This window comes from Acidimicrobium ferrooxidans DSM 10331, from assembly GCF_000023265.1.
Lineage (GTDB): Bacteria > Actinomycetota > Acidimicrobiia > Acidimicrobiales > Acidimicrobiaceae > Acidimicrobium > Acidimicrobium ferrooxidans.
The window spans coordinates 1712703-1733229 of sequence record NC_013124.1; the positions used below are offsets into that span (position 1 = coordinate 1712703).

Sequence of the window (20527 nt, forward strand, 5' to 3'; positions counted from 1 at the left end):
CCCCTGTCACGACCGTCCGGCAGCCTGGTAGAGCCTATCGAGCTCGGCGTTGGTCGCCTCGCGAGTCGTGCCCACGCGGGCCACGACGAACGCGCCCGCTCGGGCGCGCGAGAGGGCCGTCTTGACAGAGGCCGCATCCTTGAGCGTCATCACCTCATGGCCGAGGCCTTCGAGGATGCGTCCTGGCGAGTACCGTGGCGGCGTCACGAAGAAGGAGCGCTGCGTCGTGGGGTCGAGCAAGCGCGCCGGAGCGACGCGGTCGAAGATGACGCCTCCTTGGTTCTCGAGCACCACGACCAGCCCTCGCTCGGGCAACGGCAGTTGCCACAAGGCCGAGAGTCCGTAGAGCGCGGTGAGGTCCCCGACGACGAGGACACTGAGCGCTCTCGACGCGTGGGCGACGCCGAGCCAGGTGGCGAGGGTGCCGTCGATGCCGTTCAGACCTCGGTTCGCGAGGACCCGGACGCCAGCAGGGGCGCGACCGCCGAAGACCTCGAGGTGGCGAATGGGCAGCGACGACGCGACGACGAGCGACTCTCCGTCGTGCAGTCCCTGGAGGACGACCCGGGCGAGGGCGACTTCGCCAGTGGGCCCATCCGCGACCACCTGCTCGAGCGTCGCCGCGATGGTGCGATCGCGCTCACACAACCCACACGGCTCGCCCGCGTGGCCGCCCGGCACGGTCAGCAGCGCACGCCGCAGGGCGTCGCCGACGTCGGCGACCACCGCCGTCGTGGCGAGGCGCGCTGGATCGCGCCAGCGCGATCGGCTCTGGATCCACGCCACAGGGATGCCCCGTCGTGCCGCAACGGCGATGCGCTCGGCGACCACACGCGAGGCGTGTGGGGCGCCGAGGACGAGGACAACCTCTGGGGAGGCGTCGGGGAGTGAGCGCAGGACGAGCTCGGGGTGCTCGAGGACCCACGGGCCGCGCTCGACGCCAGCGAGCGGATCGGCCAGCACGGGCCAGCCCAGGTGCGCGGCGACGCTGGCGAGGGCATCGACATCGATCGTGTCGTCCTCACCGACGACGAGCCAGCCTCGACGCTGAGGATCGAACCACTGCGCGAGCCATGCATCCGCCAGGCTGGGACGACTCGGGATCGTCACCGAGCGCGGATGCCAAGGTCCGATCCGAACCTCCTCGTCGACGAGAAGCGGTTCGGCGATCGCAAGATTCAGCACGCACGGCCCAGGGCCGAACGGCGCGGCAACCGTGCGCACGAGGAGCTCGTGCGCGACGCCAGCGAGCTGCTCGGCGTCCACGACGTCGGAGAGCTCCAGATCGATGACGCTGGCCACCGACGCGAGCGTCTGGGCCTGCTCGACCGTTTGTGCAGCGCCCACGCCATGGGCCCAGCGGGGCCGGTCCGCCACGATCGCCACGAGCGCGACGCCCGCCTCGCGAGCCTCGGCGAGCGCGGGAACGAGCTCCAGCGCAGCGGTCCCGCTCGTCGTGACGACCGCCACCGGTCGACGGAGTGCCTTCGCCCACCCGAGCGCGAAGAAGGCAGCTTCGCGCTCGTCGAGGCCGACGACGACCGACGCATCGCTCGCACTCAGCGCTGCCGCGATCGGCGTCGACCGACTCCCTGGGCAGAGCACCGCGCCCGCGAGCCCACCGAGGGTAAGGGCCTCGACGAGCACCGTACACTGAGCAACGCTGCGTCCAAGGAGAGACGATGACCAACGCTCGTGCACGCAACCTCCTCGGACCGACCGGTGCTGTCGTCGAGGTCACGAGCACCGGCGGACCCGAGCGACGCGCCGTCGTGCTCCACGGCTTCACTCAGTCGCGCTGGAGCCTCATCGGCACGCTGCTTCCCGTCGCCGAGGGCATTGCCAGCGAGATCGTGTTCCTCGACGCCCCAGGTCACGGCGCCAACCTAGGGCCCTCCAGTGTACGGGCGTTCCTCGACGCCGTTGCGGAGCTCGACCCAGACATCGTCATCGGCTACTCGATGGGTGGTCGCCTCGCCCTCTGGCTGGCCGCGGTGCACCCCGAGCTCGAGGCGGAGGTCATCGCCTTCTCCGCGCATCCCGGCATCGAAGCCGCCGATGCCCGCGCCGAACGGCGCCGCCGAGACGAGGCCCTCGCAGACCGACTCGACCAGCTCGCTCGACCACGAGCCCTCGGTGCCGATGCGAGCAACGTCGACGCCTTCCTCGACGAGTGGGACTCCCAGCCGCTCTTCGCGCGCCGCCGGCTGAGCGAGCGGCGACGCAGGGGCCGGGCCCTGGCCGATCCGAGCGGGTGGGCCCACGCCTTGCGTGCCTACGGCACGGGCAGCCAGCCCGACCTCACCGAGGCGCTCGCTCACTCACGAGCGCGCCTCGCACTCGTCGTCGGCACGCGCGACACGGCCTACGTCGCGCACGCAGCGCGCCTCAGGCACCGTGCGCACATCGTGACCGTGCCCAACGTGGGCCACGACGTGCTCGCCGAGGCGCCCGAGATCGCCCAAGGGATCGTGCTCGGACTCCTCGCCGCCCGGCGCGCACCGACGTCGGCTCCCTAAGCCGCGAGCCACGCTGCCAGCGCAAAGGCGAGGCCGAGCACGAGGGTCAGCCGCCCGGTTGCAGCCAGCGAAGCGACGAGCGGACGGCCCTTGGCACCGCCAACGACCGGCGCGATCGCGCTCGGAGCCGCGACGAGCCCGACCACGGCTACCGCGGCCACCGCAACCAGCCGATCGGTGGCGAGCCAGGTTGCGAGCGCCACGGCAACGACGGAGGCCGCCACGAGCGTCACGAAGAGCGCGCGAGTCGTCGACTCGCCGAGCCGCACGGCCAGGGTGTGCTTGCCCGCGAGACGGTCCCCGTCGACGTCACGCACGTTGTTGACCATGAGGATGGCGCTGATCGCAAGCCCGAGTCCGATCGCCAGGATCCAGCCATCAGCCGGGAGCGCGTGGACCTGGATCCACAACGTCCCGAGCGTGGCGAGCAGCCCGAAGTACGCGAAGGCAAACAGCTCACCGAGACCTGCGTAGCCATAGGGTCGTGGTCCGCCGGTGTAGAACCAGGCTGCAGCGATCGCACTCGCGCCGATCACGAGCAGCCACCAGCTCGTCTCGGCTGCGACGACCACCCCGGCCGCCGCGGCGACGGCGAACGACCCCAGGGCGGCCGCACGAACGTGCGCGGGGCTCGCGAGCCCCTGGCCGACCAGGCGAACCGGTCCGACCCGAGCCTGATCGGTACCGCGGATACCATCGGAGTAGTCGTTTGCGTAGTTGACCCCGACCTGGAGCGCGAGCGCGACCACCGCCGCAAGGATCGCGCGCAGCACGACGGCGTGATGGAGATGGGCCGCGAGGCCGGTCGCAGCCAGTACCGGAGCGACCGATGCCGGCAGTGTTCTCGGCCGAGCTCCAGCAATCCACGCGCCTACCTGCGCCATCGTTCCTCCCTTCGCACCATGCCAGTCTACGGAAGGTTCGGCCCTACCATGAGAGATCATGTCGTCGCCGTCCAACGTAGGTCGACGCCTCGTCGCGCTCCCCGCCCGTCAGGACGCCTGGCTCGTGGATGCCATCGCGACCGCGTGGGAACGTGGCGAGGCCGTGTGTGTCGTCGACGTCTCGTCGCCGATGGTTCGCCAACGCCTCGACGCGCTCGGCGCCCACGTGCTTCGCCTCGAGTCGTCGGAGATCACGCTCGACCCGTCGGCGCCACCCCTCCATGACGACGCCTGGATCGTGCAGGTCACCTCCGGGACGACCGGCGCACCGAAGGCCGTGGTCCTCACCGAGTCCAACGTTCGGGCCTCGGCCCATGCCGTAGGTGAACGGCTCGGCATCTCGAGCCACGACCACTGGACCACCGCGCTCTCGCCCGCGTTCATCGGCGGACTCGCCACCATCGCCCGCGCCATCGTCGCGGGCGTGCCGATCACGCTACTCGCACGTCACCGACCCGAGCACTTCGCCCGTGCCGTCGCCGCTGGTGCAACGTTGACCACAACCGTGGCGAGCGCCCTGCTCGAGATCGATACCCGTCCGTTCCGGGCCGTCATCCTCGGCGCCCAGCCCGCCACCGGCAACCTGGCCCCCAACATGCACACGAGCTACGGCATGACCGAGACCGGCTCCGGCGTGGTGTACGACGGCGTCGCGTTACCGGGCGTCGAGGCGAGGCTCGTCGACGGCTTGATCGAACTCCGCGGACCCATGATTGCGCAGACCTACCGCACTGGCGCCCCGATCCTCGGCCCCGATGGATGGCTCGCGACCGGTGATGTGGGCGTGCTCCGAGCAGGGCGGCTCGAGGTCCTTGGACGAGCCGGCGACCTCATCAACTCTGGCGGCCACCACGTGCCCCCTGACCCGGTCGAGGCCGTCCTTCGCCGCACCCTCGCAGACCGCGTCGTCGATCTCGCGGTGTACGCGACGGCCGACGATCGACTCGGAGAGACCGTGACCCTGGCCGTGGTCGCCGAGCGCCCACCGAGCCCAGCTGATCTGCGGAGGTCGCTCGAAGGTCTCATCGAGACCCCATGGATCCCGCGGCGAGTCGTCGCGGTCACGTCGATCCCGAGGACGGAAACCGGCAAGCCACTGCGCAGACTGTTGCCTGGCGCAGTGGCTCGCACACCACAAGCGTCCACGACCGACGGCTCCGCCGCGTCGATCGCCGCGGTCTCCTAGTCGACGAGCGGTTCTGGCGCCTCGCCGACGTCGTCGAGGTGCACCACCCGCTCCTCCGGGCTCGGCATGCGGAAGTAGGGCCGGCCTTTGGCCCAGTAAATGGCGATAGGGATGATGCCGAGCGCGATGGCCCCGATACCGACCACCTTCGTCGTGGTATTGAGCCCTGGGAGGCTCTGCTCGAACATCACCGCCATGAAGATCGCTCCAGCGAGCGGCCAGAGTCCGGCGAAGATGAAATACGAGAGCTTCGTGAACAGGAGCTTGCGGTACAAGATCACCACCGAGAACCCTGCAAGGCCGTAGTACACGGCGATCTGGAGACCGATTGCGTTGATGGCGTCCGACAAGACGGTACCGACGGAGCCGACGTAGTTCGACGCGATGAGCAGCCCGACCGAGACGACGGCAACGACGAGCGTGGCGGCCACGGGCGTGAGCCGCGTCCGATGCGTACGACCGAGGATCGAGGGCATCGTGCCGTCACGGCCCATGGCGAACAACGTGCGTGACACCTGGATGATCGTCGTCTCGAGCGTCGCGATCGTCGAGAGCGCGACGGCGACGACGATCAGCTTGCCCCCGATCCCGGGCCAGACCACCTGCCCGAGCGCATCCAGGACGTCACCGGCGTTCTGGCTGATCTGATGGCCCGTGAGCACCATGTTGGTGCCGATGGTGAACACCTCGAACAAGATGAACACCACGATGACGCCGTTGATGGCCCCGAGACCCGGGGTGACCCGCGATCCCTTGGTCTCTTCGTTGAGGTTGGCCGTAACGTCCCACCCCCAGTAGTAGAACGCCGCCACCAGGGCACCCGCGAAGAACCCTGCCGAACCGTGGAAGATCGACGGGGAGAACCAGTGCCAGCTGAAGCTCACCACCTTGGGGCTGTGCACCAGCATCAAGATCGCAAAGAGCACCAAGATCGCAAGTTCGATCGTGGACATCGCGACCTGGAGCTTGGCCGTGATGGTCACCCCAGCGATGACCGCACCGACCATGATCAAGAACACGACGATGCCGAGGAACGTCACCCACCCGGTCGAGTTCGCGAGCCGCTGCGAGAACAGGCCGAGGATGGTCGATCCCGCCGGGACCGAACCTGCAACCATGAAGATGAGCGCCGACACCACGAGGCACCAGCCGGCGATGTAGCCGAGCACGGGATGGAGCGCACGTCGCACCCACGCGTACGTCGCGCCTGCGTTCGCCTCCGATCGCCCGAGGTAGTTGAACGCCCAGACGATACCGAACATGGCGATTCCGCAGTAGAGCAGGGCCGCCGGCCCTCCGAGCGCCACGGCGCCGATCAGGGTCGCCGTCGATGCTGCGATGGAGTAGGCGGGGGCGACGCCTGCGACCCCCATGACCGACGAGTCGAAGAGCGAGAGGGCACCTCGCCGCAGGCGATGGTGGTCCCGACTGTTGGCGTGCTCCAGTGAATCCATACCTCCCCCTTCTCGAGTCCGACGCCGAGGCTCCCCGAGGTTCCGGCGTTACTCGATTCGCGGGGAATTCTACGCTCGACCATCGAAATCGGCAAGGATTTCACGAATTACGCACGAATTCGCAACAATCACGGCCCCCCGAGCCGACCGATCGTCAGCGTCCCGCCGTCGACGACGAGGTTGGCCCCCGTGATCCAGCGCGCCTCGTCGGAGACGAGGAACGCGACCGCCGCCGCGACGTCGGCGGGCTCACCGATCCGCCGTGCCGGCAACGAGCGAGCCAGCTGCGCCTCGAGCGCATCTACGAGGACCGCCGCAAAGGATGTGCGCACCAGGCCCGGCGAGACCGCGTTGACGCGCACCGGTGCAAGCTCCGTGGCGAGCTGGCGGGTGAGATGGATCAACGCCGCCTTGGAGACGTTGTAGAGCCCGATGCCGGGCTCGGGCTCGAGCCCCCCGACGCTCGCGATGTTCACGATCGCCTTGTCGTCACCAGGCGCGCTCGCGAACCGAGCGGCGAGCAATGCGGGGGCACGGACGTTGACCGCCCAGACGAGGTCCATCGCTTCCGGCTCCATCTGGGCGATCGGACCGAACGTCGGGCTCGCCGCAGCATTGTTGACGAGGACCGACACCGACCCGAACGCAGCGACGGCTCGCTCGACCACGATGGTGGCGACCTCGGGATCGCGCAGGTTTGCCGCCACGGTGGTCACCGCGACGCCACCGGCGCGCAGGTCCTTCTCGAGGCTCGCGAGCTCCTCCTCGCGGCGCGCGACCCCGACGATCGGATAGCCCTTCGCTCCGAGCGTCTCGGCCACGCTGCGACCGATCCCGCGCGTTGCCCCGGTGATGATGGCGGCACCTCGATGCATGTCCCCACGCTATCGGTCACGCCGAGCGCTAGCCTGGCATCAGTCGGCACCACGAGGGAGGCGCCGGTGGGGAATCGCCTTGCCACCAGCGACAGCCTGTATCTGCGCGATCATGCCGACGATCCGGTCGACTGGTGGCCCTGGTCGAGCGACTCGCTGGCGACAGCTGCTCGGCTCGGTCGGCCGCTGTTCGTGTCGATCGGCTACGCCGCATGCCACTGGTGTCACGTCATGGCCGAGACCACGTTCCGCGATCCCGCGGTCGCAGCGCTCATCAACGAGCACTTCCTCCCCGTGAAGGTCGACCGTGAGGAGCTCCCCGACATCGATGCTCGCTTCATGGCGGCCGCGCTCGCGATCAACGGCAGCGGTGGATGGCCGCTCACCGCCGTTGCCACGTCGGATGGGAGACCTGCCTGGGTCGCGACCTACCTCCCGCCACGCTCGACGAGTAACCTGCCCGGCCTGATCGAGACGCTCACCACGATCCTGGACGCGATCGCACGCGACCCCCGCGCGCTCGAGCGTGCTGCCGACGAACTCACGCGCGCACGCCTCGAGCCTCGCAGTCGGCGACCAACTGCGCCACCGACCGACGAGATCACGATGCGCCTGCGGACGGACCTCGCACGTCAGCTCGATCGGTCCGAGGGTGGCTTCGGAACGGCACCGAAGTTCCCACAGGCTCACGCACTCCTCGCCCTCTGGGAGCTCGTGCGCACCGGGGATGGCGTCGAGACAGTCCGCGTGCGAGAGCTCGTCCTCGCGAGCGTGCGCCGCTACGCCGAGAGCGGTCTCGTCGACCACCTCGACGGAGGCATCTTTCGCTACGCCGTCGATCGCCCGATGGTGGACGTGCACTACGAGAAGATGCTCGTCGACCAAGCCTGGTTCATCCTGCTCCTCGCGGTGATCGGTCCCGATCGCGAGGATCTCGACCTGTACTTCACGCTCGAGCGCACGATCGCCTTCGTTCGACGAGCGCTCGTACGCTTCGACGGCCTGCTCGCAACCTCGCTCGACGCCGACGCCCACGGAGTGGAAGGGGGCGCCTACCTCCTGCGCGCCGAGGAGGTCCGTGCCGTGCTCGGCGACGAGGCCGCCTGGGTAATCGACGAGCTTCACCTACCTCCCGATCGCCCCCACCACGGCCACCGGATCGGCGCTTCGACGCTCCGATTGGAAGGGAACGCACTCACCCGCTTCGATGCGCTCGCCGCATGGCGGCGCGGGCGCGGCAGTGCGCGACGCGACGACAAGGCCTTGTGCGACCACAACGCCGCCGTCGCGACCGCACTCCTCGTCGCCGGTCGGCGCTCGGGACGCGACGAGTGGATCGTCTGGGGTCTCGGCCTCGCGCGTCGCGTGCATGCGACGTTCGTCGATGCGAGCGGCGCCCGTCACGTCGCCTACGGCGGCGAGGCCCGCGGAGCAACGAGCTCCGACGAGCTGTGGGTCTCGATCATGGCCCTCGCCGCATGGGAGGTCACGGGCGCGACTGCTTGGCTCGAGCGCGCGCGCACGAGCGCCAGTCGCCTCGTCGAACGGTTCCTCCTCCCAGGGCTCGGCATGGTCGTCTCGAGCACGGAGCCTGGTGAGGCCGTCCCCGACCGCCTCGACGGCGCCCACCCGTCCGTGAGCTCACTCGCCCTGTGGCACCTCACGCGGCTCGTCGCGGTGAGCGCGGACGACCGCCTCGCCCACGCACGCAGCCAGCTCGCCGATGCGCTCGCCGATGTCCTGGAGGCCGCGCCGGCCGCAGCTGCCCTCGGCGCCCTGGCGATGGGACACACCGACCGCGTGCGCACCGTCGTCGTCGCGACCCCCAACCTCACCGAACTCGCCCGTGTCGCCCTCGCCGCTGCTCGTCCGCTCGACGTCGTCGTCCGCGATCCGACCCACCCACTCGCGACCGGAGCGGCTGGCGACCGGGCCGAGGTGTGTGTTGCTCACGCCTGCCTGCTCCCGACGAGCGATCCACGCGTCCTGGCTGACGCGCTCTGGTCCACGCTCCCGTGATGCGCACCGAAGCCCAGCTCGGCCGCGAGCGGTCTCGTCCACGGAGCGGCCAACCCGAGCTGTGACGCCGGCCGAGCCTCGACGACCACCGTTCAGCACGCCGACTCGACGACCTCCGGCGGCACCATCACGTCGGCATCACGACCCAGTACGGAGCCCCCCAGAGCACCGTCGACTCGCCGCCGCCATCGCGCACCAGCTAGCCTGAGGTCCACCACAGTGACCTGCGGAGGAGGGCGCGTGCATCGTTGGCCGCCGGTGGAAGCCTGAGATGTCCACACCGTTTCGACATGTGCTCCTCGGGACACTCGACGTGCCTGGCCACGAACGCGAGTTCATCATCCTCGACCGGGCCGAACTGCGCCTCATCCGCGTGATCGCACAGCGCTCGGGCGAGCTGACGAACTTCGGCTACGTCGTCCTCGAGCACGAGCACGCACCCGACGAGGCAGATCCGGCTCGCCCCGATCTGCGTATCGCCGCCGAGGTCTCCCCGACCGAGCAGGTCGCCAAGCGTCGCCACCTCGTCTCGTGGCTGGAACGCCTGAGCGCGAGCGAGCGCCTCGCCCCACTTGGGCACCCGGGCCCCAGCGTGCCGTACGCCCGCTTCGATGGGACCCGCCCCTCGCTCGCGGTCGTGGCCCTGCGCGATCCCACGCTTGGGCGCGGACGCAACGACGAGGCCGTCCTCGAGTTCTCCTGGGGATCCCTTCGTCAGCTGATGCCGGTGACCAAGGAGCTCGAGGCGCGACTCGGTGGCGGGCCGACCATTACGCATCGCAAGGGTTGGCAGCATGCGTTCGGACGCGTGCCGCGCTTCGCGCTCGCCGCCTACACGCCGCCGGATCACGGCTACTGCCGCAAGCTCATCGTCACGCTGGTGTGACGAGCGGTGAACGGAGAACGGAGAGGCCTATGACCCGCATACCAGAGTGGTTCGGCCGCCTGGACCCCGACCCCAACGCGCCCGACGATGTCCGCGCGCGCAACGACGCCGTCGCCGAACGGACCGGCTTTCTCCCGACGATCTTTGGCGCCCTCTCGTGGCGGCCGGAGGAGTATCGAGCCTTCTTCGGCTACCACGATGCGCTCATGGAGGTCCCGAGCGGTCTCACGAAGGCTGAGCGCGAGCTCATCGTGGTCGCGACGTCGGCGGGCAACCACTGCCTCTACTGCGTCATCGCTCACGGCGCCATTCTTCGTATTCGGGCACACGACCCCACCATCGCCGACCGGGTCGTCGTCGATCCAGAGCGCGCAGACCTCGACGAACGATCACTCGCCATCGTGCGCTTTGCCTTCAAGGTGCGCGACGAAGCCAACGCGATCACGCCCGAGGACTTCGCGCCGCTCTACGAGGTTGGGCTCGATGACACCGACATCTGGCTCGTTGGGGCGATCACCGCGTTCTTCGCTCTCTCCAATCGTCTCGCCGGCTTCGCGAAGATCCTCCCGAATTCCGAGTTCTATGCCATGGGACGTACGCCGCGAAGCTCATAGCGCAGCGAAGTGGCGTCCCACCACGTCGTGCACTTTCCGGGCGCCACGAACCCCAAGAGGGCGGGCCACCGGGCGATCGCTGGCGTGTCAGCCAACAGCGAGCCAGAGGAGCCACGCGAGTGGCCCCGACCCGTTCCGACTGTACCCGCGTGCTCTGGCACCATCAGGGCAGGCGATGACATCGACGTCATCCGAGAGGAGGTCCAGCTCGTCCTCCAAGCCCTCATCGAGCAGGAGGCAGCAGCAGTCATCGGCGCTCGCCGCGAAAACGAGACGAGGGACGCCAGATGCAGCGCCACGGTGAGCGCAGACCGTCTGCTCATCACCAAGGCCGGCACGTGGAGCTGCGTATCCGCACGGCTCCGCCAGAAGAGCGTGTCCCGAGCATCGGCGAGCGCTGGCGCCTGTGTCGATCGTGCCCTCGACGCCTTGGTCATGGAGGCCTGCGTCTGAGGGCGTCAGCACCCGCACGGTCGATGACCTGGTCGCGGCCCTCGGTGGGACGGGGGTCACAAGGAGCGAGGTCTCTCGCATCGTCGCAACCTCAGACGAGGAGCTGGCGGGGTTCCGTCGCCGCAGGCTGGACCATCGCTGCGTTCTGCTCCCTCCTCGCCGATGCCACCGACGCGAAGGGCCGCCTTGCCCACCGGGTCATCTCCCGCGCCGTGGTGACCATCACGGGCGTGCATGCCACCTGAGACGCACGAGGTCCTCGGGGTCGTGCGTCGGGGACGGGCAGACCGAGAGCTTCTCGCCCGAGTACTCGAGGGAGCTCAGGGGTCCTGAGGCCTCGGTGGTGTGTGCCTCGTCATCTCCGATGTGCGAGCGCGGGCTCACCACCGCCATCGCGAGGTGCTTCATCGGGACGAGCTGGCACAGGTGCCGGATGCAGCGTGCGCGACGTGCTCGCTCGCATCGAGGAAGGGGAGCCTGGGAGACATGAACCTCGCCTCAGATCCGCACGATCGTCGCTCGAGCCTTCCTCGGCAGCGCTCCGTACCCAGGACGACCAGGTCATCGACTCCCTTGCCCTCGAAGCTCCCCGCGGTTGTGACCGTGCTCGCCGAGGCCAAGGAGGAGGTCGCTCACCTTCTGAGAGCTTCTCGGAGGGTTGCTGGGGAACGATCTGGTCGACGAACCCGCTCAGAGCGAGTGAACCATGAGATCAAGCGGCGCACCAACGTCGTCGGGGACTTCGGCAACGACGCTGCTCTCCTGAGGCTCGTCACCGCTGTCGTGCTCGAGCAGCACGAGGACTGGGCCGTTGCCGAGCGACACGGCCGCTAACAGGAGTGAATGGCAGAGCTCGGGGCTGCAACGAGCCGCGACGACGACACGGCGGGCACCTCGCCGACGCTTGGGGCCCCTGGCGCTCCTTGCGTGCTGGCGTCGCTCGCCGAGGCGGCACCTGCTGTGAGAGGAGGACCAGGGAGTGAACTGACACCACTCGGTGGGACGTGATCTCGTTGCCCGAGAACCTCAGAACCGCTGGCGGGCCAGCGCCCAGTACGGCGCCGGGCGATCCGGGGTAAGACTTCCCCCCTCGGCCAGCCTCCGTGGATCTGCTCTGGCATGTCGAGCTCCCCGCGCTCTGTGTGGTCTGCCTTACGTGTCCATGCTGATCAGAGTCCTCGCACGGCGGGTGGGCTCGATGGGGCGGCCAGCCTGAGTGGTTGCGATTCTGGCGATTTCTACGATTCTGGCGATTTCTACGATTCTTGCGATTCTTGCGATTCTTGCGATTCTTGCGATTTCTGCTACAGTGTTGTCGTGGTGTCAACCAACCAAGTCGGCAACGAAGCCTCGACCACTCTCATGCACCCCAGGCCGGGCGAAGACGTCGTCCTGCCCCCCACGGACCTCGGCCCGCTCGTCCACCTGGCTCGGTTCCTGGAAGCTCACACCGAACCAGCGATGCTCCGTGGTCCAGACGGCGAGAACATCCCACTACCACCTGAGGTCTACACGGTCTTGCGCCAGGTGGTCGAGGTCATGCGACAGGGTAAGGCTGCCCTCATCGCCCCCCAAGGACTACTCCTCACCACACAGGAAGCAGCGGATTTCCTCGGCATCAGTCGGCCTACCCTCGTCCGACTCCTAGAGGAAGGGGCCATACCGTTCGAGAAGCCGAACCGTCACCGCCGCATCCGCCTCGAACACCTCGTCGACTTCCAGCATCGTCGCTCGACAGATCGTCGCGCGGTCCTCGACCAACTCACGGAGCAAGCCAGCGAGCTGGGGCTCTACGAGGAGACGGAGGCCACCTACGCCAAGGCGCTGAGGGAGGCTCGTCGGAGCCTGGCCAGGAAGAAGATCGCGGACTGACGTCGTGGCTCGCTACGCGGTGGTCTTGGACGCGTGCGTCCTCGTGCCGGTTACGCTCGCCGACACTCTCCTTCGGCTCGCAGAGCTCGGGCTCTATCGGCCACTCTGGTCCAAGCGGATCCTCGCGGAGGCCACCAAGGCCACCGTCGAGGTCCACCCCAACATCCCTCGGGAGGTCCTCGAGCAGCGGTTCCGCGAGATCGAGCGCGCATTCGAGGATGCTTGCGTCCGGGGCTGGCATCCGCTCGAGCACGGCTTGACCCTCCCCGACCCGGACGACCGCCACGTCGTCGCAGCTGCGCTTGCCGGCGGAGCAGACGCCATCGTCACGAGGAACCTCCGCGACTACCCGAGGGGCGCCCTCGCCGATCTCACGATCGAAGTCACTCACCCCGATGACTTCCTCCTCGACCAACTCGACCTCGCGCCGAAGGCAGTACTTGACGCCATCGAGCAGCAGGCTGCCAACACGCGGCAGCCCTCGCTCACGCCACGCGATGTCATCGCCCGACTGGCCCGCTGCGGTGTGCCCACCTTCGCCGACAAGATCGGCCGAATGATCTGACCGACCGGCACCCGAAACCGAGTCCACCTTCACTGTCGAACCGACATTCTCACACGACCGCTCACTGGTCCCGCTCCGCTTCCGTGACGCAGAGCGCGCCGGACTTCTGACACCTGGTCAATACCGCGCAAGTCCGTCGCCGTCCGCGACGTCATGCTGATTCAGACAAACCAGCTCGAGCCACCTCGGACGTGAGGCCTCAGTCGAATGAGTGCTCGAGCCGGGCTGCGCCTCACGCGGCACGCGGGTCGTACTGTGAGCCATTGGTCACTCACGCACCGTCGAGCGCTCATGTCTGGCGCGACGAGCCCTCGTGCGCGCCCGCATCGCTTTGCAACGGACCTGCCTAGGAGCGTCCCGAGCGAGATCCACGTGGTCGTCGATCAGCGCCGACGGATCGTCACTCGCCGCTGCAAGCCGAACGATGGGCAATCCGAGCCGTTCGAGGCGTCTTCGCCGCTCACGACAAGCCATCCGCTCACGCCCCGGAGACGTGCTCTCTGGTGAGTCGGCCCCTAGGTGCAACCGAAGCCCACCACGCGCATGACAGCCGCCAACTCCCGGCGGGAGGCTTCGAGTCCGTCAGGCCGTCTCGAGAGCATTGCCGATACACTGGCGCGGACCAGTCGGCGCACCGTTAACCCGGCCACCCGCGGCGACGGACGACACGATCGCCAGCAGGCTCGTACCGGTCAATCGAGCGCACACGCCACTCGACCTCTCCCAGCGGCCCCTCTCAACACCGCGACGACAGCGACGAAGGCCAGCAATCGCTCCCCTCCCAGCACGACGGGAGCTACCAGCGACGACGACCCCACAACGACGAGCGCCCGAGCCGCGGCAGGATGCGAAACGCCATCCACCCCATCCAGGCGAACGCAACGACCATGAGGAGCATCGGTCGCACCATCCATGGTGCCGTTCCAATGAACAGCACGGCGGCATACACCAGGAGCACCGTCCTGAGAACGTGCGTCCGATGGCGACGCTGCACCCGTACGGGAGCTTCCGCAGCCACGGGGAGCGTGCCCGGAGCCGTAACGGGGGGAAGGAACGGGAGCGCGTGCGGAACGTCGGTCACGAGTGCGCCGAGATCACGGTAGGTCCGCGCGACGTGGAGATGCTCGAGTCGCTCTTCGAACTCCATGGGATCGAGCCGGCCCTCTTGAAACGCTGAGCGCAGCACCTCTTCGACCGCATCGCGGTCTGCTTGCGAACACCGCACCTCGTCGAAGTCGCTCACGCAGCCATCGTATCACGACCGCTCGTCACGCGTACGAGAGCCCGAACCGAGGATCTCACGGCGACCTCACGAGACGGGCCACCCGTCACAGGCGAGGCCGCGGGGCGCAGGTAGCGTGGTGCCGTGCGCTCGTTCGTCCACCTCCACACTCACACCGAGTACTCCATGCTCGACGGCGCGTCGCGCATCAACGATCTCCTGCGTGCCGCAGCCGCCGACGGCCAGCCCGCCCTCGCGATCACCGACCACGGCAACCTCTACGGTGCGCTCGAGTTCTACAAGGCCGCCACACGCACCGGCGTGCGCCCCATCATCGGCCTCGAGGCCTACATGGCGGGGGGCTCCCGGTTCGAGCGCCCGCAACGTCGCGGACGCCTCGACGACACGGGCGGCGAGAGCGAGCGAGGTGAGAAGCTCTACTACCACCTCACGCTGCTCGCGGAGAACGAGACCGGTTACCACAACCTCATCCAGCTCTCCTCGCGTGCGTTCCTCGAGGGCTACTACTACAAGCCCCGCATCGACTTCGAGCTCCTCGAGGAGCACCGCGAGGGACTCATCGCGCTCACCGGGTGTCTCGGTGGGCTCGTCCTCCAGCACCTCCTTCGCGGCGACGAGGAGGGAGCGCGCACGGTCGCCGGAACGCTGCGCGAGATCCTCGGCCCGGACAACGTCTTCGTCGAGCTCCAAGATCACGGGCTGGCCGAACAGCGCCGAACCAACCCCCAACTCCTCGAGCTCGCCAAGCACCTCGGGCTGCGGACCGTGGCCACCAACGACTCCCACTACACGCACCGCGAGGACCACGAGACCCACGATGCGCTGCTGTGCGTCCAGACCGGCGCGACCATCAACGACCAGAATCGCTTCCGCTTCGAGGGATCGGAGCACTACCTCAAGAGCGCCGAGGAGATGCGTGAGCGCTTCCGCGAGGTGCCCGAGGCCTGTGACGCGACCCTCGACATCGCCGAGCGCTGCTCGTTGGAGCTGACCTTTGGCCAGCCGGCGCTTCCCGAGATCGACATCCCGGTCCGGATCACGGGTGCGACCTACGACGAGCGCGCAGGTGAGTACCTCGCCGAGCTGGTCTGGCAGGGCGCGCGGGCGCGCTACGGCAACGATCTCGACGAGACCACGAGCGAGCGGATTCGCTACGAGCTCTCCGTGATCGAGTCCATGGGCTTTCCGGGCTACTTCCTCGTGGTCTGGGACCTGATCCGTCATGCCCGCGAGGCTCACATTCGCGTCGGCCCGGGACGAGGTAGCGCGGCGGGCAGCGTGGTCGCTTACTGCCTCGGGATCACCCAGATCGATCCGCTCGCCTACGACCTCATCTTCGAGCGCTTCCTCAACCCAGGCCGCAAGCAGATGCCCGACATCGACATGGACTTCGACGAGCGCTACCGAGGCGAGATGATCCGCTACGCGGCCGAGCGCTACGGGCATGATCACGTCGCCCAGATCGTGACGTTCTCCACCATCAAGGCTCGAGCTGCCGTACGCGACGCCGCACGGGTCCTTGGCTACCCGTACGCCGTCGGCGACAAGATCGCCAAGGCGATGCCGCCGCTCGTCATGGGACGAGACACGCCGCTTGCTGCCTGCCTCGAGCTCACGCCCGGCCACGAGGACGGCTACGCTCAAGCGGCGGCCCTTCGCGAGATGGTCGAGAGCGATCCGGACGTGGCGCGGGTCGTCCAGGTCGCCAAGGGCCTCGAAGGCCTGCGGCGTCAGGACGGCATCCATGCAGCCGCGGTGGTGATCTCGCGTGACCCGCTGACGGAGTACCTGCCCATCCAACGCAAGCCCGATCCAGGCCAGGATCCATCCGAGGCACCCATCGTCACGCAGTTCGAGATGCATGGCGTGGAGGAACTCGGCCTCCTGAAGATGGATTTCCTCGGGCTGAGGACCCTCTCGGTCATCGATCGCGCCGTGGAGCTGATCCGGGCGACGCGGGGCGTCGACCTCGACATCGACGCCATCGCCCTCGACGACGAGGCCACCTTCGCGATGCTGCGCGCGGGTGACGCCATCGGTGTCTTCCAGCTCGAAGGCGGGCCGATGCGCCAGCTCATGCGCCAGCTCGCCCCGAGCCGCTTCGAGGACGTGGCCGCGCTCGTGGCCCTCTACCGTCCCGGCCCGATGGCGGCCAACATGCACGTCGACTATGCCGACCGCAAGAACGGCCGCAAGCCGGTGAGCTACCTGCACCCAGACCTCGAGCCGGTGCTCCGCGACACCTACGGCCTCATGATCTACCAAGAGTCGATGATGCGCGTCGCTCAGCAGATCGCGGGCTACTCCCTCGAGGAAGCCGACAACTTGCGCAAGGCCTGCGGCAAGAAGATCCGGACCCTCATCGCCGCCGAACGCGAGAAGTTCATCGCCGGTTGCGTCGCGAGCGGCTACGGACCCGAACTTGGTACCGCACTCTTCGACATCATCGAGCCCTTTGCGGACTACGCCTTCAACAAGAGCCACGCCTTCGGCTACGGGCTCGTCAGCTATCAGACGGCCTACCTGAAGGCCAACTTCCCCGTCCAGTTCCTCGCGGCCATCTTGACGAGTGTGCGCGACGACAAGGACAAGTTGGCCGTCTACCTCGCCGACGCCGCAGCCCACCACATCGCGGTCCTCGTGCCCGACGTCAACGCCTCCGACGTCGACTTCAGCGTCACGAGCGGTCCTGAGGGCGAGCAGATCCGTTTCGGCCTTGCTGCCGTGCGCAACGTCGGGGAGGGCCTCGTGCGCTCGATCATCGACGAGCGCACGCGAAGCGGTCCGTTCACGAGCTTTGCCGACTTCTTGCTGCGGGTCGATGCGAGCGTCCTGAACCGCCGCACCTTAGAGTCGCTCATCAAGGCCGGGGCCTTCGACTCGTTCGGACACCCACGGCGGGCCCTCTACGAAGCGCTCGAGGGCGCGCTCGAACGGGTCAACGAGCGGCGCCGCCAGCGCGACCGAGGCCTCGGGTCCCTCTTCGAAGAGCCCTCCGAGGACGAGAGCGTCGTCCCGGATCTGCGCCTCGACATCGGTTCGGTGGAGTGGAGCACGCCAGAGCTCCTCGCCTTCGAGCGCGACATGCTCGGGCTCTACGTCTCCGCGCACCCGATGCACGGCGTCAACGTCGACCGGCTCGGACGGGACGTCACCCCCATCTTGGATCTCATCGAGGCCGATACGCCTCCCGGCGAACCGGTGACGGTCGTCGGGGCGATCACAGCGCTCGCGCAACGGACGACGCGCAAGGGCGACCTCATGGCCACCTTGCGGCTCGAAGACCTGCAAGCTGGGATCGAGGTCATGGTGTTCCCGAAGACCATGGCAGATCACGGGCTGCACCTGAAGCAGGATGCCATCGTCGCGATCACCGGCCGTATCGACGGCCGCGAAGACGGCCGCACGCTGGTCGCGCTCGCCATCGAGCCCGTCGATACGGCCGCGCTCACCAGTGACGACGCGGCGGACGGCGCCACTGACGCGGTGGTGCTGCGACTGCCCAAGCGCCTCGCCGTCCCAGATTCGCTCGTTCGACTGCGTAACGTGCTCGCGGATCACGTCGGCACGGCGCGTGCGGTCCTCGACATCGAAGGCATGCGCTTCGAGCTCGCCAGCACCAGCGTCCGCCCCGGATCGAGCCTGGTGGGGCACCTGCGCAACGTGTTCGGAGATCAGGTCCGTGTCGACTGACGGCCCACGCATCGCCCTGGTGGGATCGGGCGAGTACCTCCCGGCGATGGCGCCCCTCGAAGCGTCGCTCATCGGTCGGGGTCGCAACTACGTCCAGATTCCGCTCGCGGCTGGCCAAGAGAGCGATGAACGCTTCGCCTACTGGGTCGACCTCGGACGTGAGCAGGCCGCGCGCCTCGGCGTCACGGCGCACACGGTCCTCGCACGCTCCCGAGCCGACGCCGACGACCCTCGCTGGGCACGTCTCGTCGCCGGTGCCGATCTCGTCTACCTCTCGGGGGGCAACCCATTCCACCTCGCCAGCAGCCTTCGCGGAAGCCGGTTGTGGTCGGCGATCGTCGACGCGCTCGGTCGCGGTGTGGCGCTGGCGGGCTGCTCAGCCGGGGCGATGGTGCTCGGCGGCCTCATCGGATCGCTGCGCTCACCCACGCAGCACGCCGAGCCCGGGCTCGGTGTGCTGCCGGGGACCAGCATTCTGCCCCACTTCGATCGAGCTCGGCATTGGATGCCGACCGAGCTGGGGGCCGTCGCCGGCGCCGAACGAACGATCGGCATCGACGAACTCACCGCGCTCGTCGGCGAGGGCACGACGTTTCGTCCCTGGGGAACCGGGCGCTGCTGGGTCGTCGAGGGGACCTCGACGACACCGATCTCCGACGCCATCGACCTGCCCGTCGTCATCCCCGCCACGTAGCCGCGGACGAATCGCTCAGTGGTGGAAGGACTCCCGCACGGTCGGATGCACTGGCGGCGGGGTCCCGTGGCGCTCGAGCACCTCGACACACTCGGCGAGGTCATCGAGGAACAGCGTTGCCATGTCCGCGGAGAACTCGCTGCGCACCACGGCGCGCATCACCGTGACGTCGCTCATCGCATCAGGCATGGGATAGGCCGGCACCTGCCACCCATAAGCGCGCAGCTCGTGTGAGAGGTGATTGAGGTCCCACGGTCGCACCTCACCTGGCCGCAGACGCCACGCCACGACAGGGATGTCACGCCCGTCGCCGATCACCTCGAACGGTCCGAGCGATGCCAGCTCGTCGGCGATCATGCGAGCGACTCGTTGGGCACTCGCGTGCACGGCGGTGAAGCCCTCGCGGCCCAGTCGCAAGAAGGTGTAGTACTGCAGGAGCACCTGCGCCCCCGGGCGAGAGAAGTTCAGCGCCAGCGTCGGCATGTCACCGCCGAGATAGGCGACACGAAAGATCAGCTCTTCGGGAACGTCCGTCGCTTGGCGCCATACGACCCAGCCGAGTCCGGGATAGACGAGCCCGAACTTGTGGCCCGATGCGTTGATCGAGACGACTCGCGGTAGGCGGAAGTCCCAGTCGAGCTGTGGCTCGAGGAACGGCGCGACAAACCCGCCCGAGGCGCCGTCGACGTGGATCGGGATGTCGAGACCCGTACGCTCGTAGAGCTCGTCGAGGGCACGCGCGATCTCGGCGACCGGCTCGTAGACCCCCGTGTACGTCACGCCAAGGATCGGCACGACACCGATCGTGCGCTCGTCCACCGCCGCGAGTACCCCGTCGGCGTCCAGCGTCGGGTGCTCGGGCGTGACCGGAACGTAACGAGGCTCGACCTCGAAGTAGTTAGCGAACTTCTCCCACACCACCTGCACGGCGGAGCTCACGACGATGTTCGGCCGATCCGTCGGCGCCCCCGTGGCGCGACGGGCGATCTGCCAACGCCGCTTGAGCGCGAGGCCTGCGAGCATGCACGCCTCTGACGAACCCGTGGTGGAGACACCGATCGTGGTGTCGGGATCGGGCGCATGCCACAGATCGGCGAGCATCCGAACACAGCGACCCTCGATCGCTGCCGTCTGCGGGTACTCGTCCTTGTCGATCATGTTCTTGTCGACCGCCTCGGCATAGAGACGATCGGCTTGCGGCTCCATCCACGTGGTCACGAAGGTCGCAAGGTTGAGGCGCGCGTTGCCATCCATCGCGATCTCGTCGTGAATCACCTGGTAAGCGAGGTCGGGACCGAGACCATCGCTCCGCAGCCGTGCACGTGGTACACCCTCGGTGAGCTCGCGGACGAAGAGCGGATTGATCGGGAGGTCCTTCGAGAACGTGTGTCGCCGTGGTGACGAGTGCCGTCGAGCCAACCTGATCATCTCCTTCGGTCATCCAGCAGGCACCGCCCGGTGCTCCCGATCACGTGACGTGAGAGGCGCGAGCAACGCTGGAACCCGCTGC

At 68.1% G+C, this 20527-nt stretch carries 18 protein-coding genes; 12 read left to right on the forward strand and 6 right to left on the reverse strand.

The window, feature by feature from the left end:
• Positions 1-6: 6 nt before the first annotated feature.
• Positions 7-1701, reverse strand: coding sequence for a 2-succinyl-5-enolpyruvyl-6-hydroxy-3-cyclohexene-1-carboxylic-acid synthase (gene menD, locus AFER_RS08415; protein WP_083769369.1), 1695 nt, complete (start codon positions 1699-1701; stop codon positions 7-9).
• On the opposite strand from menD, the gene AFER_RS11245 reads away from it, so the two are divergent.
• On the forward strand, positions 1683-2519 hold the full coding sequence (locus AFER_RS11245) for an alpha/beta fold hydrolase (RefSeq protein ID WP_015799022.1): 837 nt from the start codon (positions 1683-1685) through the stop codon (positions 2517-2519). The two genes, menD and AFER_RS11245, sit on opposite strands and share 19 nt — an antisense overlap.
• Here the strand turns inward: AFER_RS11245 and AFER_RS08425 are convergent.
• Positions 2516-3403, reverse strand: a complete 888-nt coding sequence (locus AFER_RS08425; protein ID WP_015799023.1) for a 1,4-dihydroxy-2-naphthoate polyprenyltransferase — start codon at positions 3401-3403, stop codon at positions 2516-2518. The two genes, AFER_RS11245 and AFER_RS08425, sit on opposite strands and share 4 nt — an antisense overlap.
• A 58-nt stretch (positions 3404-3461) precedes the next feature.
• On the opposite strand from AFER_RS08425, the gene AFER_RS08430 reads away from it, so the two are divergent.
• Entirely contained in the window at positions 3462-4649 is a 1188-nt protein-coding gene (locus tag AFER_RS08430; RefSeq protein WP_015799024.1) for a class I adenylate-forming enzyme family protein, read from the forward strand.
• Here AFER_RS08430 and AFER_RS08435 read toward each other — a convergent pair.
• Both AFER_RS08435 and AFER_RS08440 read right to left on the reverse strand, forming a co-directional pair.
• Positions 4646-6103, reverse strand: coding sequence for an APC family permease (locus AFER_RS08435; protein WP_015799025.1), 1458 nt, complete (start codon positions 6101-6103; stop codon positions 4646-4648). The two genes, AFER_RS08430 and AFER_RS08435, sit on opposite strands and share 4 nt — an antisense overlap.
• Positions 6104-6231: 128 nt before the next feature.
• Positions 6232-6978 carry a glucose 1-dehydrogenase gene (locus AFER_RS08440; RefSeq protein WP_015799026.1) on the reverse strand — a complete coding sequence of 249 codons (747 nt, stop codon included), beginning with the start codon at positions 6976-6978 and terminating at the stop codon, positions 6232-6234.
• 66 nt (positions 6979-7044) lie between these two features.
• Here AFER_RS08440 and AFER_RS08445 point away from each other — a divergent pair, with 66 nt between their 5' ends.
• The 8 genes from AFER_RS08445 to AFER_RS08475 all read left to right on the forward strand — a co-directional run bounded on the left by AFER_RS08445 (position 7045) and on the right by AFER_RS08475 (position 13387).
• On the forward strand, positions 7045-8997 hold the full coding sequence (locus tag AFER_RS08445) for a thioredoxin domain-containing protein (RefSeq protein WP_015799027.1): 1953 nt from the start codon (positions 7045-7047) through the stop codon (positions 8995-8997).
• 271 nt (positions 8998-9268) lie between these two features.
• A complete protein-coding gene (locus tag AFER_RS08450; RefSeq protein ID WP_015799028.1) occupies positions 9269-9883 on the forward strand; it encodes a hypothetical protein in 615 nt (204 codons plus the stop codon).
• 29 nt (positions 9884-9912) lie between these two features.
• Positions 9913-10497 carry a peroxidase-related enzyme gene (locus tag AFER_RS08455; RefSeq protein ID WP_015799029.1) on the forward strand — a complete coding sequence of 195 codons (585 nt, stop codon included), beginning with the start codon at positions 9913-9915 and terminating at the stop codon, positions 10495-10497.
• 9 nt (positions 10498-10506) lie between these two features.
• On the forward strand, positions 10507-10950 hold the full coding sequence (locus tag AFER_RS11250) for a transposase (protein ID WP_049755438.1): 444 nt from the start codon (positions 10507-10509) through the stop codon (positions 10948-10950).
• Complete coding sequence (locus AFER_RS12995; protein ID WP_171788983.1) at positions 10913-11440, forward strand: transposase; 528 nt, start codon at positions 10913-10915, stop codon at positions 11438-11440. The genes AFER_RS11250 and AFER_RS12995 overlap by 38 nt, the downstream gene beginning before the upstream one ends.
• The gene (locus AFER_RS08465) at positions 11437-11784 is read left to right on the forward strand and encodes a transposase (protein ID WP_041661797.1); all 348 of its coding nucleotides are present in this window, start codon (positions 11437-11439) and stop codon (positions 11782-11784) included. The genes AFER_RS12995 and AFER_RS08465 overlap by 4 nt, the downstream gene beginning before the upstream one ends.
• Before the next feature lie 528 nt (positions 11785-12312).
• A complete protein-coding gene (locus tag AFER_RS08470) occupies positions 12313-12822 on the forward strand; it encodes a helix-turn-helix domain-containing protein (RefSeq protein WP_041661798.1) in 510 nt (169 codons plus the stop codon).
• A 4-nt stretch (positions 12823-12826) separates the two neighbouring features.
• Positions 12827-13387, forward strand: a complete 561-nt coding sequence (locus AFER_RS08475) for a PIN domain-containing protein (RefSeq protein WP_015799031.1) — start codon at positions 12827-12829, stop codon at positions 13385-13387.
• A 796-nt stretch (positions 13388-14183) separates the two neighbouring features.
• Here the strand turns inward: AFER_RS08475 and AFER_RS08485 are convergent.
• The gene (locus AFER_RS08485; protein ID WP_015799032.1) at positions 14184-14630 is read right to left on the reverse strand and encodes a DUF1707 SHOCT-like domain-containing protein; all 447 of its coding nucleotides are present in this window, start codon (positions 14628-14630) and stop codon (positions 14184-14186) included.
• Between the two features lie 123 nt (positions 14631-14753).
• Here AFER_RS08485 and dnaE point away from each other — a divergent pair, with 123 nt between their 5' ends.
• Complete coding sequence (dnaE, locus tag AFER_RS08490) at positions 14754-18323, forward strand: DNA polymerase III subunit alpha (RefSeq protein WP_015799033.1); 3570 nt, start codon at positions 14754-14756, stop codon at positions 18321-18323.
• Positions 18313-19017, forward strand: a complete 705-nt coding sequence (locus AFER_RS08495; protein ID WP_015799034.1) for a Type 1 glutamine amidotransferase-like domain-containing protein — start codon at positions 18313-18315, stop codon at positions 19015-19017. Before dnaE ends, AFER_RS08495 begins: the two co-directional genes overlap by 11 nt.
• Positions 19018-19032: 15 nt before the next feature.
• Here AFER_RS08495 and gad read toward each other — a convergent pair whose 3' ends face one another.
• Positions 19033-20445 carry a glutamate decarboxylase gene (gad, locus tag AFER_RS08500; RefSeq protein ID WP_015799035.1) on the reverse strand — a complete coding sequence of 471 codons (1413 nt, stop codon included), beginning with the start codon at positions 20443-20445 and terminating at the stop codon, positions 19033-19035.
• Between the last annotated feature and the right edge of the window lie 82 nt (positions 20446-20527).

Coding starts and splice junctions, on each gene's coding strand:
- AFER_RS08455 (WP_015799029.1), top strand. CDS start 9,913: ATGACCCGCATACCAGAGTGGTTCGGCCGCCTGGACCCCGACCCCAAC.
- gad (WP_015799035.1), bottom strand. CDS start 20,445: ATGATCAGGTTGGCTCGACGGCACTCGTCACCACGGCGACACACGTTC.
- AFER_RS08440 (WP_015799026.1), bottom strand. CDS start 6,978: ATGCATCGAGGTGCCGCCATCATCACCGGGGCAACGCGCGGGATCGGT.
- AFER_RS08450 (WP_015799028.1), top strand. CDS start 9,269: ATGTCCACACCGTTTCGACATGTGCTCCTCGGGACACTCGACGTGCCT.
- AFER_RS08430 (WP_015799024.1), top strand. CDS start 3,462: ATGTCGTCGCCGTCCAACGTAGGTCGACGCCTCGTCGCGCTCCCCGCC.
- AFER_RS11245 (WP_015799022.1), top strand. CDS start 1,683: ATGACCAACGCTCGTGCACGCAACCTCCTCGGACCGACCGGTGCTGTC.
- AFER_RS08465 (WP_041661797.1), top strand. CDS start 11,437: ATGAACCTCGCCTCAGATCCGCACGATCGTCGCTCGAGCCTTCCTCGG.
- AFER_RS08425 (WP_015799023.1), bottom strand. CDS start 3,403: ATGGCGCAGGTAGGCGCGTGGATTGCTGGAGCTCGGCCGAGAACACTG.
- AFER_RS08435 (WP_015799025.1), bottom strand. CDS start 6,103: ATGGATTCACTGGAGCACGCCAACAGTCGGGACCACCATCGCCTGCGG.
- AFER_RS08470 (WP_041661798.1), top strand. CDS start 12,313: ATGCACCCCAGGCCGGGCGAAGACGTCGTCCTGCCCCCCACGGACCTC.